A 12,809-nucleotide genomic window follows, 5' to 3' on the forward strand; every position below is an offset into this window, starting at 1 on the left:
CCCGGGGGCCCGCCACGCCCGCAGGTTCCGGACCCCGGTCGCGGACGGGTCCACGGGGTTGTCCGGGAACACGTCGAAGACGTCGCGGCCCACGATCCGGTGCCGCTCGGTCCGGGTGGCCCGGAGGTACGCGTCGCTGGCGGCGACGATCGTGAAGTCGCGGTCCAGCACGAGGTACGCGCCGGGCGCGGCCTCGAACAGCGCCCGGAAGTCGGGCGGCGGGTGGGGGACCGCGGCGGGGGCGGGGGCGGCGGTGTTCACTGGGTTCCCTGGCCGGGGCGTCCGTGGTGCGCGTTCGTGGACGGGAGCCGCGGCCGCGGCCGGCGGGCCGGGCGGAGGGCTCCCTGATTGGTTGATCGAGACCCCCTGTCGGAACGTGTCACGAAAAGTGCGGATTCGTCCGGGTGCCGACGCGGGCAGAAGTGCGCAACGGGTCAGTAGTTCGCGGTGAGCCCAAAATTCACCCCCTGGACCCACACGTCCGTCGCGGTGAACCGGAACGCCGGGGCGAGCGGGCCGGTGGCGGTGGGGGCCGGGCCGGGGCTCCCGAACGGGATCGGGCCGGCCCCGGTGCCGACGGTGGCGCGCGACGCATCGGCCAGGCCCGTGCGGGAGGTGTTCACCGAAGGGTCGATCAGGTCGCCGGGCCGCAGCACGTTGCTGATGAACAGGAAGTTGTACCCGGCGAACACCCGGACGTGTCGGGTGAGGTGGTAGCCGACGTTCACCGTGGCCTCGGGGAGCGCGGCGAACACGTCGCGCGAGTACGACCCGCTGTTGCTCGGCTGCGCGAACACCCCGGTGGGGAGCACCTGACCGGCGGTGTTGTTCGTGAGGAAGAACAGGTTCCCGTTGCTGGCGCGTGCGGTCCCGCGGACCGTCGCGCCCTGGCGGGCGTCGCCGAGCGCGACCTTCCCCGCCGCGGACACCGACAACCGCCCGAGTTCGTAGGCCGCCCGCACCCCGAGCTGCCCGCCGAAGAAGTTGTTCCGCGCCTCGAACTGGTCGGTCGCGTTCACGAACGCGCCGGCCACGGCGCTGCCCGGCACGCCGATCGTGGCGACCGTGTACGTCAGGGTCTCGTTCAGTTGGAACCAGCGGAACCCGGCGAGCCCGTCGACGCGGAGCCCGCCCCAGTCGCCGAGCCGGGCGGTGCCGTTGACCTCGGCCCCCTGGAACCGGTTCGAGTACCCGAGGTGGAACGCGCCCCGGAACGCGGGCACCTGGGCGGCGGCCGAGCCGACGAGGGCGCCCGGGAACGGCCCCGGCAGCACGAAGATCGTCTGCCCCGGGATGCCGCCGAGCCCGGACACGCCCGATGGGTCGAACACCGGAACCGCGAGGTTCGGCGCGCCCGGGAGCCCGGTCGTACTCACGCTCTGGTTCAGGCTCGCGTCGCTGAACAGGTAGCCGACCTCCACGCCGTAGCCGAGTTCGTTCCGGTAACCCACGAAGGTGCGGCCGCCGGCCTGGACGCCGGCGTTGAGCGGGCACCCGCCGAGCACGACGCGCGTCCCCGGCTGGCCGATGGCCCCGGGGAGCGGGTCGGCGAAGTTCGCGGTCGTGACGAGCGGCGCGGCGACGGGCGTGGAGCGCACTTGCCACAGCAGGAACTCGCTGCCGCCGTAGGACCCCGCGGGCGTGCCGCACGCCGACCCGCACAGAGCGGCGTCGAGGCTCTCCAGCACGGTGGACGGGGGCGCGGCCGGTTCGTCGGCGGTCACGCGACCGGCTGCGAGGCACAGTACGAGAGACGAGAGGGCGGCGAGGAGACGCACGGGGAATCCTTTCCGCGGCGGGTGGGGAACGGGGCGGCCCCGTCACACTTCGCTATCGGTCCGGATCGCGGGCGTGGTGCAGGCGGAGGGGGATGTGCGGGCGGTGCGGCCGGGCCGGGCCGGTGCAACGACCGGCACGGGCGGAACAACCGGCACAGTTTGCCGCACCGGTCGCGACGCGCGGCGGCTACTCCCCCGGCCGGGCGCGCCAGAACTGCCACCAACTGCGCCCGCGTTCCTGTACCCCGCCGGAGGTGTCGTCGAACTCCCGCTCGTCCTCGTTCACGGCGGTGACCACCGGGGGCTCGTACCGCAGGTCGCCGGCGGACGCCCCGGAGTTCAGCGCGGCCCGGACGTGCCGGTACTCGACGCTCCACCCGGCGATGGCCATGAACGCGTCCTGGCCCATGCGGACGATCTCGTCGGCCATCGCGGTCGCCTCGCGGAACACGGGCTCGTCGTCGAGCCGCTTCCGCCCGATCACCCGCCCCTGGGACGTCTGGCGGACGTACTCGTCGGAGAACCGGACGCCCATCCCGTCGAGGAGGGCGCGGGCCACCGCCAGGGGCACGAACTCGGCGATCTCGGCGGCCAACTCGCCGGGCACGCCGTCCTCCTCGAGCCTGCGGCGGAGGGCGTAGTCGTCCCGCTGGGGGATGGCGACGAACGCGGGGACGGCCCGGAGGATGGCTTCGCGTGCGGTCATCACGGGGTCTCGCGGGTGGAACGCCCGGTGGGCGATGAGTGCATTATCCTGGCGTGCGGCGGAAAGACGAGCCCCGCCACGACACGCGCAGCCAACTCGCGGCCGCCCCGCACCGCGGAACCGCACCGGACGCCGAAGACCCACATCGCGTCCCGTGAACGCGACCTTTAGACAGGGAAGATCTCTTCAAAAAAGAAGTGGCGGGGCCGCAACAACCGCCACCATCGCCTAGGATTCCCAGGCAATCAGCATCTCGCAGCGACCGCTGCGTGAGTCGCGAAGCGCTGCGAGAAACAAGGCGAATTCGTGGAACTCGGCCGCGTTTTGTGGAATCGTGGAACGGCTGGGTTGGGTCACGAGATGCCTGCGCTGTGACGCCAGATGTAGGCTCCAGCGGTGGCGATCTTCGCGACGAGAACGTACAGTGCACCGAAACCGCCAACGACGTAGCACGCTCCGCACAGGGCTCTTACTCCAGGATACCGCCAAGCAAGCGGCCAGTAATTTAGGAGTGAACGGTTCAGCTGGTCACACCAAACATCTTTCGTGAACTCGCGAATCCGCGACGGGCAGAACAGAGTGTAAAGGGTCGATGCGATCGCAAGAAGGATGGTGGATATGAGGAGGATGAGAGATCGTGAGGGCAAGGGCATCGGTTGAAGGTGCTGAACGAGAGACCACTCCCCCGTGGCCTGCCCCAATTGCAACTTGTCGATCTGTGTGTTGTACCACGCCAGCCCGTAAATGTAGATCGGAATGAGGATGAGGACAGAGTAAGAGAGGCCAAACAGCGGCATGCGGCCGAACGTCCGGAGTCGCTCCCAATCACAGCATCGGTCCAGCCAGTGGCGTTCACAGTTCTCTAAGTACAGCGGGTCTTCGCTCGCCGTGATGGTTTCAAGCCCCTTGGCTAGCTGGAGACCGCGAACATCTTCCCACTCCCCGCGGTTACACATTGCTTCGAAGAAGTTCGCTTTGGAGATACTGCAGTTGTTTAATTTTGTGCGATCAAAAGTTGCCCTACTTAAATCGGCTGAATCAAGTTTTGATCCTGACAAATCAGCCATATCAAAGTTTGCTCTGAGCAAGTCTGCGCAACTAAAATCGGCGTTGATAAAGGTTGCCGCATACCACCTCGATCCGACCAGCAAAGCATTTTGGAAGTTAGCACCTGTCGAGTCGGAACTAGTAAAGTCCGAGTTGAGGAAAAGAGTTCTGCCGAAATCACATCTGTCGAGTTCCGCGTTCCCAAAGCTTATCGATCCTTCCGTACTCTTGGCACCCCGAAAGGTTGCTCCAGTCAACATTGCATTCTGAAAGTTAGATCCACGAAATTCCACATTATCGAATTTCGCCCCCTCCAAGTTTGAGTGAGAGAAATTGATATTACCCAACTCCCAACCTACGAAATCGTATCCTTGAAAGTCACTATGTGCGAAATCAACTATTGCGTCTGGGTTCACCTTTCTCCATGCCAAGAAGGCCTCTTTGCCCTGATGCACGAGTGCAACGAGATCCGCATTGGCCATGCCTTGACTCCGTGACCATGGTTCGGCCATCATCTTAGGGATTGACTGGGTCTAACGCATGCTCGCCATCGTCCTCGCCGTCGCTGCTCTCGTCGTGCGGCCGCTCGATCTCGGTTCGCTGTCCATCGACCGCGCCCGCACCCTCGACGGGCATCGCGTGGCGGTCGCCTTACTCGTCGCGAAGCCGGTGTGCACCCTGAACGGGTTCACGGTGGTTGGGGCGGCGGATCGCGACGACGGGGCCGAGCGGGTCGCGGTCCTGGTCGGCCGGCGGCTCGACGTCAAGGAAGGTGCGCGGCTCGTGGTCGCGAGCCGGGTGCGTGTGATCCGGCACCGCGGCGACGTGGTGAACGGCCAGGCGGTGCCGGCGTGGGACGAGGTACGGGTGAGCGAGTGAGAGAGCGCGAACCCGTGGCTATCGTGTACCATCTTTGAAAGAGCACACGCGAGAATCCGGGGGCAACTATGCAAGGCAATTCACTCGCACGGGAGTTCTTCGAAAGTCTCGTGAATGTCCCGGATCGAGTGGCGGCAATTGAGAAGCTCGTCAACTCCGACCCTCCCACGACCGAGAACGATTGGTTCGACGTGAAGGGCGAGCCCTCGGAGCCGAGACAGCGGGACAAGAAGAACAAGGAGGTTTGGTCAACGGTGCTTGGGGGGTTCGCCAACAATCAGGGCGGCGTGGTTATCTGGGGGCTCGACGCGCGTCCGGCTGAAGTGGATGGCAGAACCGTTGATGCGGTGAACAAGAAGGTGCCGGTTGAGGATCCTCGGGCACTGGCGACGAAACTCAGCGAATGGCGGCGGCAGGCGACGGATCCCCCCCTCCCAAATGTCGAGATCGTTGCTGTGCCGCTGCCGGATGACGCATCCAAAGGGTACGTGGTGTGTTTCATCCCGGAGGGTGCCCACAAGCCCTACCGCAGCGAAAACGCGGACCGCAACTACTACCTTCGCAGCGCCGACAACACGAACGTGATGTCGCGCTCCGTCCTCGCCTCGATGTTCTACCCAAGAGCGAACGCGAGCCTTAAATTGATTGCCACGCTCTCCGTGGAGGAGTCGCAGGATCGTGTTGCCGCGCCGGACGCCTTTGGTGCCACTTTAACACTTCGCACCACTATGGAAAATGTTGGCACCGCGACGGCGCGAGGGCTCACATTGTGGGTCGCTCCGAAGCTTGAGGATGTCTGGGGCAATCCGATCCCCTCCACAAACCATCTCTGGGAGGGTGCCAGCTTCAATGGGCGTCATGAACATCGGCTTCGAGACAAGCCCGTGCATCCCGGTCAGAGTGTCCACGCCTTCGAGTTCCTGTGGACGGTGCTTGTGTTCCCTACGTCCAGCGGGTTGATGCCTCGGTGCCCAGGACCGGAGTTTGAGGTTGTGGCGTTCTGCGAGAATCACTCACGTCAGGTCTTTCGCCTTCGTTTCGAATGGGCCGATGTCAAGCTGAGACGAGTGGTAACGTGGGAAGGTGTCGCGGAAGAGGAATGAACACGGCCCGGCGATCTTGCCCCGAGCCGGTCGCCGCTCGGCTCACGGCTTCTCGTTGTCGAGCCGTTCGAGCAGTTCGTGCATCACCTCCTGGCACACGTCGGGCGGCAGCACGCAGGCGCTGAACTGGCGGATGAAGCTCTCCAGCGCCCAGCGGAACCCGGCCGCGTCGTTGCACAGCCGGTCAGACCAGCGGTAACCCTGTCGCATCTCCGGGCAGTTGCTTTCGAACTCCTCGAACGTGAGCCCGCCGTTCTGAAGCCAGAGGGTCGTTGCGACGCCGGAATCGTGGTCGTTCCAGAACTCCCGGAGCATCTTCAGGAGCCGCTCCGCGGTCTTCTTGATCCTGAGCGCGTCCTGGTTCATTGCCGACCGGCAAAGGATGTCCCTGCGGGCGGCGGCGCGAACCGCGGGGCCCATGGTGGCGGCCTTGTGGGCGGCGAGGCGGTTCGTTACCTTGGACTGCATCTCTCGTACTCCTGCTGGGGAACGTGGGGACACCGGCCCCGGGGTAGCTCGAACTACCTCGGGGCTTCTTCATTTGCGGACTCACGCGGTCCGTCTGGGTGGATGGGCGGACTTTACCGCCCGTGTCATGACTGGTCAAGACACAACATGAAACAATCCGACTCGACACCTCGAAAATTGACACGTCATGGCCAATCTTCGTAAGGTGGACACGTCGCGACGTGCAATGAATCGAGAGGCTTCTAGCATGGTCAGCATGGCGAAGAAGAAGCCCCAGGCCGAGGGGACCGGGAAGCGCGCCCGAACCGGCGCTCCCGTCCAAGCGTTCATCGACCCGGACATCCGGGCCGCGGTTGACGCCTACATTGAGGCGTACAACGCGGAGAACGAACACAAGGCCACGCTCACCAGCACGCTTGAAGCGGCCCTCAAGATGTACCTGACGAACAAGGGTCACTGGCCGAAGCGCTGACCCGCCCCGCCGCTGACGCAACCCGCGCCGGGCTCTCTGCCGCGGAATGATCACCTCCAGAGGGAACGTCGGGTGAAGCTCCTCATCGTGGGCGGTTTGGTTCTGCTGGTCGCGTTCACGGCGTTGTCGTCGCCCTACTGGCTGTTCCGGGAGATTGCCCGGCCGTCCGACGAGCCGTTGCCGCATTGGATGGGCGACGCACGCGCGAGGAAGGTTCGGCTCGTGGTTATCGTCGGCGTGCTGGCGCTCGTGTTCGGCGGCCTCCTGCTTGCGGCGGGTCTGACCGAGGAGTGACTAGACCCGTCGAGTACCCTGCCGCTTACTCGGCCGCCTCGATCCCCAGCAGCTTGTTCGCAACGTCGATCTCGTGGCGGGCCGCGGTCCGCACGCTGTCGAACGTCCCGCTCCGCAAGAACTCATCGTTCTCGGCGCACTCGTGGGCGGCCTCGACGCACCCGAGCAGCGTGCCCGTCGCGCTCTTCAGGCACCCGACCGCGGCCCACAGCTTCCGCCGCTCGTCGTTGGCCTGGTCCCGCTCGGCCTGCACCCGCGCCAACTCCTCGCGGTAGAGCTTCAACACGTCTTCCATCGTCCCGCCCTCGTGTCGTGAAGGAAGGGCCGCCCGACGTGAGCGGCCCACGTCGTCGTCTCACTCGTCCTCACCGTCCTCGTCGGTCCCGCTGAACGCGGCCGTGATCCCGGCACAGCCAAGGATCACGCTCCCCACCACCCATGAACCCGTGGCGATCAGGAACACCCCGCACGCGGCTTGAAGCAGGTAACCAAACATCTCGCGTCCCCCGTGTGTGTCGTTCGTCCTTACACCCATAGTATAGGCAAATGCCTAGGCATTTGTCAAGTGCGACTTCAGGAATTCTTGGCAAGTGCCTAGGCAACTCAGGCGTTGTGGTGTAGACTCAACTCGGAGGTGCCACATGCCGAGCGTTGACCGACCCGGGGTGAAGGGTGTGTACGTGGAGCTTCCCGAGTCGCTGCTGACGGACGCGCGGGCGTTCGCTGCGGACCGGGGCGAGAAGTTCAACCGCGTCGTGGCCGAGGCGCTGCGGCGTCACATGGCGTACCCGCCGCCGAAGCCTGAGCCGCAGCCGGAGCCGGCAGTGGTCCCGCTGCCGAGTGGCACAGAGGAACCCGTGGCGGTGAAGAAAGCGGCGACCAAAAAGGGAAAGGGCAAGCCGTGAGTGATAAGCCGAGGGACGAGGTACGGGTAACCATCGCGGATACGAGGCGAGCCCTTGAGTCGGACGCGACGGGTACGGCCGCTCTGCTGCGCACATTTCGGCACAACGAGGCGTCAAAGCGCTACGTTGCTTCAATGCACCGCGCGATGTCGAAGGAGCAGCGCGACAGGCTGTCAAGGTGACCGGCTGTTGCGCGGCGACGGGTGGCGTGCGACGATGCAGATGGTGATCGTGACGGCCCGCCTCGTTGGCGGTCCAGCCGCCCGCCTGGGTCAACCGGGCGGGCGGTTCGCGTTGTGGACTTGACGGCGGCGACGAGAGGGCTTGCACCTCAGCACCTCGCAGCGGGCAATGGTGGCCGCGAGGGCTCGGGAAATTTACGACCGGGACGCGAAGGAGCGGCAGAAGGCCGCAGCGCTAATTGGAAACAAAACGCGGCACCACAAGGAGCCGCCGGTTCAGGCAAATTTGCCTGAACCGAGCCGCGAGCAGGCCCGGGACCAGGCCGGCAAGGCGCTGGGGGTGTCCGGCAAGACCGTCGATCACGCGACGACGGTACTTGAGAAGGGGTCGCGTTCACACTGCGGCGAGGTGTAGCCGACCGGCCTCATCTTCCTTCACCCGCCCCGCGATCTCCAACCGGTCGGCTGCCTCGGAAGCCCACTTCGGTGAGAGCCCCCCGAACAGGTCGGCCAGGGTGCCGGCTCGGGGGCGGTCCCGGAGTCGCGTGAGTAGCTCGGCGTCGTGTTGGAGCCGCTCCCGGAGCGTCAGGTTCAGTGTCGCGCACATCTCGGTGTACCTCGTGGGTGGTTTGGGTCTACTCGACTCCCGCCGCGGTCCTGAGTGCGGCGACGGACTCCTCTACGATCTGGCCGACCCGCGCCCGTGTGCGGCCCCGTGCTGCGGCGAGGTCGGTGAGCGTCTCGGCGTCGGCGACGTGCCGCACGACAAGTTCGCGGCGGTCCGGGGGGAGCGTGGCGAGGAGCGGGGCCAGGTCCAACCGCTCGGCAGTCTCGGCGGGATCCGCGAACCTGCCGGGCGCGGCCTCCAGGGGCGACGTGTCCGATTTCGGGCTCGGCGTCCACTGCGGAGCGAAAGCGGGCGGGTTCCGGGTCCGCTCGGACCGGATGACCTCAAGGCACACCCACCGGATGCGGGGGATCAAGTACGTGGCGAACCGCGGGCACCGCTGGGGGTCGAACTCCGTAGACGCGCGCCACAACTCTTCCGTGGCGACGCTCACGAACTGGTCGTGCAACCACGGGTAGAGCTTGCCCCACTTCGCGGCGTGCTTCACGGCCAGGCCGAAGTAGTTCGTGACCAACTCCGCGGCGTCCGGTGCGGTGGCCATGCTGCTCCCGGGAACGAGAAGGGGCCGGCGTTCGGCCGGCCCCGTGGTGCGGGCGGGGCGGGTCAGCGCTTGAACACGGCGACGTGCTTGCCGAGGTCTTCGACCTTGTTCGCGACCTTCTCGACGCCGTTCTTGATCCCCATCTGCACGTCGAGTTGCCGCTTGGCCATCTGGTCGGAGTAACCAAGCTGTTGTTGAACCGGTCCGCTGAAAATGCCGCGCTGGCGACTGCCGAGGGTCAACGTCTCCTGTGCGCCGTCGCGCGCCCGGTTCGCGTACCCATCGAAGCGCGCCTTCTCCAGTTCCGCCGCCTTCCGAATGGCGTCGTCCACGCCGGCCCCGCCCCCCGGTGCCTTGGCCTTGGCGACCAGTTCCTTGATGTCCTTCTTGGCCTGCGCGAGCGCCGCTTCCATCTTCGGGTTATGGCCGATGTCCTTCAGTTCATCGAGTAGAGCGTCCGTCGCGAGAGCGGCACCACCGGCCCCGACGATCGCGCCGGCGGCCGTGCCGTAGGGGCCGAGTACCGAACCCAACCGCCCGCCCTTGGACCCGCCGCTCAGCGCCGCGAGGACGAGCAACTTCTTGCGGTTGTCCTCGATGAACGCGGCGAACGCCTTGCCCAGCGAGATGATGAGTTCGAACCACACGGCCTTGATCCCGGTCCCGGCCAGTTTGAAAGCGGTGGCCAAGTCACCTTTCCCGACCGCGGCGGTTATCCCACCCCAGGTGTCGCGGAACGTGTCCCCGATGCTCCGGAACGCTTTGCCGAGGTCCGCGGCGGCGGCCCGACCGTTCTCGGTGCAGGTGAGCCACAGCGCCCCCAGCCCGCCGACCGCGAAGCCCAGCGCGCCGATGGGGCTCTTGAGCAGCGCGAACCCGCCGACGATGCCCCTGATCCCGGACACGGCCCCGCTGAAGATCGGGCCGAGCAGTTTCACACTGGTCCCGATCCCGGCCAGCACGATGCCCGCAGCGGCCACCCCGCCCGCGACCTTCGCGATGGTGGCGATGATCTCCCCGTTGTTCGCGACCCACTCGCGGCCCGCGGCGAACACGTCCCGCACCTGCTCACTCAACTCCTTCGTCTGGTCCGTGGCCGGGAGCAGCGCGGAGCCGACCTTCACGATTGTGGTGGCGAGTTCCACCATGACCGCGTCCCACGCCTTCGAAGCGGCGTGTGCCCGCTCGATGTCCTCGACGCTCATCACGGCCCCGGTCCGCTTCCCCTCGGCCTTCAGCCGCCGCAGCCCCTCAATGCCGTCCTTCAGGTACGGGACGAGCTTGGCACCGGCGGCCCCGAAGATTTGCTCGGCCTGGTTCGCGAGGTCGAAGTCGCTGGCGTTGATGTCACCGAACCGCTTGAAGATGCGGTCGAGTTGCTGGTCCAGGCTCTTGCCGATCAGGTCGCGGCCCCGGAGCCCGCGAAGCCCCTCGATCAACTCCCCGTTGGCATCGGCGGCGGCGATGATCTTCCCTTCCAGCCCGCCGACCACGTCGCCGAACTCCCTGACGCCCACGCCGGCGAACTCGAACGCGCCGACCAACTCGGAGATGGAGCCCACGCCCTGTTGATACCGGGCGGCGATGGCCTTGATGTCCGCGCCCTTGGTGAGCGCGTCGGAGAACGCCTTGCCCAGCGGGGCCAGCACCGCCCCACCGGCTGCAGCCGACTTCGCGCCGATGGACACGGCGGCGCTGCCGAACTTCTTCAGGCGGGCCGACGCCTGGTCGAGTGCGCGGTAAAGCTGGTTCGAGTCGGCCACCAACTCGACGAACGCCCTTCCCGCGCGGATGCCCCTCGTACTCATCACGATCCCCCGGTAGGTGTGTCGGCCCGCGCCCGCGTCACGCCGGCGGCGCGGCGTTCACGAGTTGGATGGTCTTGGCCTCGGCGTCCGCGAGCATCGCGGGCAACCGCTCCTTCACGGCCTTCGCGACCGCGGGCGAGTGGGAGAAGTCGGCGACGGCGGCGAGCAGCGCGTCCGCGGCGGCGTGGATGGTCGGCCCGTCGAGCCCGGCCGCGAACTCCTCCGGCGACACGCCGGCCTTGTCGGCTTGCGACTCGCAGAGCAGGTACAGGACGCGGGCGAAGGTCTCGGGGTCGCTCAGCACGTCAAACGTGCCGACGTCCTTGCCGATGGCGCTGACGTTGAACCCGGCCTCCCGCAGCGGCTTGACGTGCGCGAGCGTGATGCGGACCTGCCAGGCGCGACCGCTGGCGTCGGTGAACTCGGACTTCAACACGGGGAAGACTCCTGAGCGGGGGGAACGGGGTAGTACGCGGCGAGCGCGGCCGCGAGCGCCTCGCAGGCCGGGGTGAACGTGGCCGGGTCTGCGACGAGCTTCACGAACTCGGCGGCGGTGAGGCGGCGGGCCTCGGTCTGCCGGTGACAGGCCAGCGCGAGCAACTCAACGATCTCGTGGAAGTTGGCCGCGCCGCCGTGGGCCAGCGCCCGGCAGTCGGTGCCGCGGTCGCGTGCGACCTTCACGGCCTCCGGGAAGAACTTCACGTCCCACCAGCGACCCGCGGCGTCCTTGAACCCGATCGCGTGGGGCGTGCCGGTCGCGGCGCAGGCACGGGCGCGGGGAGCGTCGGTGTACACGGTGGCGGTCCTGGTGGGGCGGGCGTGGTGCGGGCCGGGGCGCGGCCCGCGGGTGGGGTCAGCAGCGATAAGTGCCGCGTCGAATCTCCTCCGCGGTCTCCCGCCGGAACTTCTCAATTCTGGCCGCGGTCTCTTCCGAGATTGTTGCCTCGACGGCGAGCGCGGCGGCGTGTTCCTCGTCGGTTAGGTCGTCGTCTTCCTCGTCCGACTCCTCCGGCTCGTCGGTCTCGTCGGGGTCCGGGTCCGACTTGCGCGGCGGCGCGGGCCTCGCCTTGACGGCAGTTGCCGCGCCCGCGGCGGTCACGTCCGCGGACGTGTCGCCGTCCGCTCCGAGGGGGACGAACGACACCTCACCCAACTCGGTCTCGCGGCTGATCGTGATGGGGCCGGTGATCTCGCGGCCGTTGACGGTGGTGGTCTCGCCCGACTCCAAGAACTCGGTGCGTAGCGGGTTCGCGCCGACGCTCATTTGCCACTCGAACCCGTTCTTGGCGAGCGCGATGATTTCCCTTGCGTGCGGGCTGTCCTGGCCGCTGAACACGCCGGTCACCTTGATGCCGTCCGGGGTGACCTTCACGGCGGTCGTGTGCCCCACGATCTTCTCGTGGTCGTGTTGGCGCAGTGCCGGGCGCTGCTGCTTGGGCACCACGATCCCGTCGAGGTCGAGGATGATTTGCCCGTACCACCCGCCCGGCTGCATCGGGGCACCGGTGTACGCCACGCCGGTGAAGGTGGCGAGCTTCGCACCGTCCGGGGCGGCGGTGATCGCGGCGCGAGCGCCGGCGACGCGGAAGGGGATGGCCATCGGGTGGGCTCCGGTGCTGGTTGGGGTGTCGGTTCAGCAGTGCAGGCGCGAACCGCCCGGCGCGGAAATCGCGGTGCCGCCGTTGCTCGTCGTCCCGCCGAACATCGCGCGGATGTCGAAGGCCGCGGGCCTGAGCTTCTCGGCCCGGGTCGCGCCCGCGGCCGTGAGGGTGGGGGTGCCGCCGTCGAGCGTGACGAACCCGCCGGCGCGCAACCGCTCGATCACGTCGGACGGGGCGCCGGTCGCGCCGGACGCGAGTTCAAGGAGCGCGACATCGGCGGGGGTGATGTTGCTGACCATGTTCAAGTCTCCGAGGGGCGAATGAGTCGTAAGGGAATCGGGGTCGCGATCAGACGACGACGGCGCACACCCCGGGGCAGGCACCTTCGGGCACCAAC

The 12,809-nt window shown here is 67.1% G+C and carries 19 protein-coding genes; 5 read left to right on the forward strand and 14 right to left on the reverse strand.

The genetic code is table 11. The features are described from left to right. The 4 genes from ACTIGN_RS22920 to ACTIGN_RS22935 all read right to left on the reverse strand — a co-directional run. A partial coding sequence (locus tag ACTIGN_RS22920; RefSeq protein ID WP_439628190.1) for a PAS domain-containing protein occupies window positions 1–261 on the reverse strand: 261 nt, incomplete at its 3' end. Window positions 262–434: 173 nt separating this feature from the next. Beyond that, entirely contained in the window at window positions 435–1,724 is a 1,290-nt protein-coding gene (locus ACTIGN_RS22925) for a BBP7 family outer membrane beta-barrel protein (RefSeq protein ID WP_439628192.1), read from the reverse strand. A gap of 241 nt (window positions 1,725–1,965) precedes the next feature. Further along, window positions 1,966–2,484 carry a hypothetical protein gene (locus ACTIGN_RS22930; RefSeq protein WP_439628194.1) on the reverse strand — a complete coding sequence of 173 codons (519 nt, stop codon included), beginning with the start codon at window positions 2,482–2,484 and terminating at the stop codon, window positions 1,966–1,968. A gap of 353 nt (window positions 2,485–2,837) precedes the next feature. Continuing rightward, window positions 2,838–4,013 carry a pentapeptide repeat-containing protein gene (locus tag ACTIGN_RS22935; RefSeq protein WP_439628196.1) on the reverse strand — a complete coding sequence of 392 codons (1,176 nt, stop codon included), beginning with the start codon at window positions 4,011–4,013 and terminating at the stop codon, window positions 2,838–2,840. A gap of 58 nt (window positions 4,014–4,071) precedes the next feature. Here ACTIGN_RS22935 and ACTIGN_RS22940 point away from each other — a divergent pair, with 58 nt between their 5' ends. Further along, a complete protein-coding gene (locus ACTIGN_RS22940; protein ID WP_439628198.1) occupies window positions 4,072–4,410 on the forward strand; it encodes a hypothetical protein in 339 nt (112 codons plus the stop codon). A 68-nt stretch (window positions 4,411–4,478) separates the two neighbouring features. After that, the gene (locus ACTIGN_RS22945) at window positions 4,479–5,513 is read left to right on the forward strand and encodes an AlbA family DNA-binding domain-containing protein (RefSeq protein WP_439628200.1); all 1,035 of its coding nucleotides are present in this window, start codon (window positions 4,479–4,481) and stop codon (window positions 5,511–5,513) included. A 42-nt stretch (window positions 5,514–5,555) separates the two neighbouring features. Here the strand turns inward: ACTIGN_RS22945 and ACTIGN_RS22950 are convergent, their stop codons facing one another. After that, window positions 5,556–5,981, reverse strand: coding sequence for a hypothetical protein (locus ACTIGN_RS22950; RefSeq protein WP_439628202.1), 426 nt, complete (start codon window positions 5,979–5,981; stop codon window positions 5,556–5,558). Between the two features lie 247 nt (window positions 5,982–6,228). Here ACTIGN_RS22950 and ACTIGN_RS22955 point away from each other — a divergent pair, with 247 nt between their 5' ends. Both ACTIGN_RS22955 and ACTIGN_RS22960 read left to right on the forward strand, forming a co-directional pair. Beyond that, window positions 6,229–6,453, forward strand: coding sequence for a hypothetical protein (locus ACTIGN_RS22955; RefSeq protein WP_439628204.1), 225 nt, complete (start codon window positions 6,229–6,231; stop codon window positions 6,451–6,453). 72 nt (window positions 6,454–6,525) lie between these two features. Then, window positions 6,526–6,747 carry a hypothetical protein gene (locus tag ACTIGN_RS22960; protein ID WP_439628206.1) on the forward strand — a complete coding sequence of 74 codons (222 nt, stop codon included), beginning with the start codon at window positions 6,526–6,528 and terminating at the stop codon, window positions 6,745–6,747. Window positions 6,748–6,772: 25 nt separating this feature from the next. On the opposite strand, the gene ACTIGN_RS22965 is transcribed toward ACTIGN_RS22960, so the two are convergent. Beyond that, entirely contained in the window at window positions 6,773–7,042 is a 270-nt protein-coding gene (locus tag ACTIGN_RS22965; RefSeq protein ID WP_439628208.1) for a hypothetical protein, read from the reverse strand. Between the two features lie 60 nt (window positions 7,043–7,102). Further along, the gene (locus ACTIGN_RS22970; protein ID WP_439628210.1) at window positions 7,103–7,243 is read right to left on the reverse strand and encodes a hypothetical protein; all 141 of its coding nucleotides are present in this window, start codon (window positions 7,241–7,243) and stop codon (window positions 7,103–7,105) included. 145 nt (window positions 7,244–7,388) lie between these two features. On the opposite strand from ACTIGN_RS22970, the gene ACTIGN_RS22975 reads away from it, so the two are divergent. Then, window positions 7,389–7,652 (forward strand): hypothetical protein, encoded by a 264-nt coding sequence (locus tag ACTIGN_RS22975; RefSeq protein WP_439628212.1) that lies wholly within the window; start codon window positions 7,389–7,391, stop codon window positions 7,650–7,652. 576 nt (window positions 7,653–8,228) lie between these two features. Here the strand turns inward: ACTIGN_RS22975 and ACTIGN_RS22980 are convergent. From ACTIGN_RS22980 to ACTIGN_RS23010, 7 genes are all read right to left on the reverse strand, one after another. Beyond that, window positions 8,229–8,441, reverse strand: a complete 213-nt coding sequence (locus ACTIGN_RS22980; protein WP_439628214.1) for a hypothetical protein — start codon at window positions 8,439–8,441, stop codon at window positions 8,229–8,231. Between the two features lie 28 nt (window positions 8,442–8,469). Beyond that, window positions 8,470–9,003 carry a sigma-70 family RNA polymerase sigma factor gene (locus ACTIGN_RS22985; RefSeq protein ID WP_439628215.1) on the reverse strand — a complete coding sequence of 178 codons (534 nt, stop codon included), beginning with the start codon at window positions 9,001–9,003 and terminating at the stop codon, window positions 8,470–8,472. A gap of 62 nt (window positions 9,004–9,065) precedes the next feature. Continuing rightward, window positions 9,066–10,811 carry a hypothetical protein gene (locus ACTIGN_RS22990; RefSeq protein ID WP_439628217.1) on the reverse strand — a complete coding sequence of 582 codons (1,746 nt, stop codon included), beginning with the start codon at window positions 10,809–10,811 and terminating at the stop codon, window positions 9,066–9,068. Window positions 10,812–10,848: 37 nt separating this feature from the next. Next, the gene (locus tag ACTIGN_RS22995; protein ID WP_439628218.1) at window positions 10,849–11,247 is read right to left on the reverse strand and encodes a hypothetical protein; all 399 of its coding nucleotides are present in this window, start codon (window positions 11,245–11,247) and stop codon (window positions 10,849–10,851) included. Then, window positions 11,241–11,606 carry a hypothetical protein gene (locus ACTIGN_RS23000; protein ID WP_439628219.1) on the reverse strand — a complete coding sequence of 122 codons (366 nt, stop codon included), beginning with the start codon at window positions 11,604–11,606 and terminating at the stop codon, window positions 11,241–11,243. The genes ACTIGN_RS22995 and ACTIGN_RS23000 overlap by 7 nt, the downstream gene beginning before the upstream one ends. Before the next feature lie 58 nt (window positions 11,607–11,664). Then, window positions 11,665–12,411 (reverse strand): HK97 family phage prohead protease, encoded by a 747-nt coding sequence (locus tag ACTIGN_RS23005; RefSeq protein ID WP_439628220.1) that lies wholly within the window; start codon window positions 12,409–12,411, stop codon window positions 11,665–11,667. A gap of 33 nt (window positions 12,412–12,444) precedes the next feature. Continuing rightward, the gene (locus ACTIGN_RS23010) at window positions 12,445–12,711 is read right to left on the reverse strand and encodes a hypothetical protein (protein WP_439628221.1); all 267 of its coding nucleotides are present in this window, start codon (window positions 12,709–12,711) and stop codon (window positions 12,445–12,447) included. Window positions 12,712–12,809: the final 98 nt, after the last annotated feature.

The organism is Gemmata sp. (assembly GCF_051859125.1).
GTDB lineage: Bacteria > Planctomycetota > Planctomycetia > Gemmatales > Gemmataceae > Gemmata.

Bases quoted from the DNA above. Each gene is read 5' to 3' on its own strand.
- ACTIGN_RS22930 (WP_439628194.1), bottom strand. From the start codon at position 2,484: ATGACCGCACGCGAAGCCATCCTCCGGGCCGTCCCCGCGTTCGTCGCC.
- ACTIGN_RS22935 (WP_439628196.1), bottom strand. From the start codon at position 4,013: ATGGCCAATGCGGATCTCGTTGCACTCGTGCATCAGGGCAAAGAGGCC.
- ACTIGN_RS22940 (WP_439628198.1), top strand. From the start codon at position 4,072: ATGCTCGCCATCGTCCTCGCCGTCGCTGCTCTCGTCGTGCGGCCGCTC.
- ACTIGN_RS22945 (WP_439628200.1), top strand. From the start codon at position 4,479: ATGCAAGGCAATTCACTCGCACGGGAGTTCTTCGAAAGTCTCGTGAAT.
- ACTIGN_RS22950 (WP_439628202.1), bottom strand. From the start codon at position 5,981: ATGCAGTCCAAGGTAACGAACCGCCTCGCCGCCCACAAGGCCGCCACC.
- ACTIGN_RS22955 (WP_439628204.1), top strand. From the start codon at position 6,229: ATGGTCAGCATGGCGAAGAAGAAGCCCCAGGCCGAGGGGACCGGGAAG.
- ACTIGN_RS22965 (WP_439628208.1), bottom strand. From the start codon at position 7,042: ATGGAAGACGTGTTGAAGCTCTACCGCGAGGAGTTGGCGCGGGTGCAG.
- ACTIGN_RS22970 (WP_439628210.1), bottom strand. From the start codon at position 7,243: ATGTTTGGTTACCTGCTTCAAGCCGCGTGCGGGGTGTTCCTGATCGCC.
- ACTIGN_RS22975 (WP_439628212.1), top strand. From the start codon at position 7,389: ATGCCGAGCGTTGACCGACCCGGGGTGAAGGGTGTGTACGTGGAGCTT.
- ACTIGN_RS22980 (WP_439628214.1), bottom strand. From the start codon at position 8,441: ATGTGCGCGACACTGAACCTGACGCTCCGGGAGCGGCTCCAACACGAC.
- ACTIGN_RS22985 (WP_439628215.1), bottom strand. From the start codon at position 9,003: ATGGCCACCGCACCGGACGCCGCGGAGTTGGTCACGAACTACTTCGGC.
- ACTIGN_RS22990 (WP_439628217.1), bottom strand. From the start codon at position 10,811: ATGAGTACGAGGGGCATCCGCGCGGGAAGGGCGTTCGTCGAGTTGGTG.
- ACTIGN_RS23005 (WP_439628220.1), bottom strand. From the start codon at position 12,411: ATGGCCATCCCCTTCCGCGTCGCCGGCGCTCGCGCCGCGATCACCGCC.
- ACTIGN_RS23010 (WP_439628221.1), bottom strand. From the start codon at position 12,711: ATGGTCAGCAACATCACCCCCGCCGATGTCGCGCTCCTTGAACTCGCG.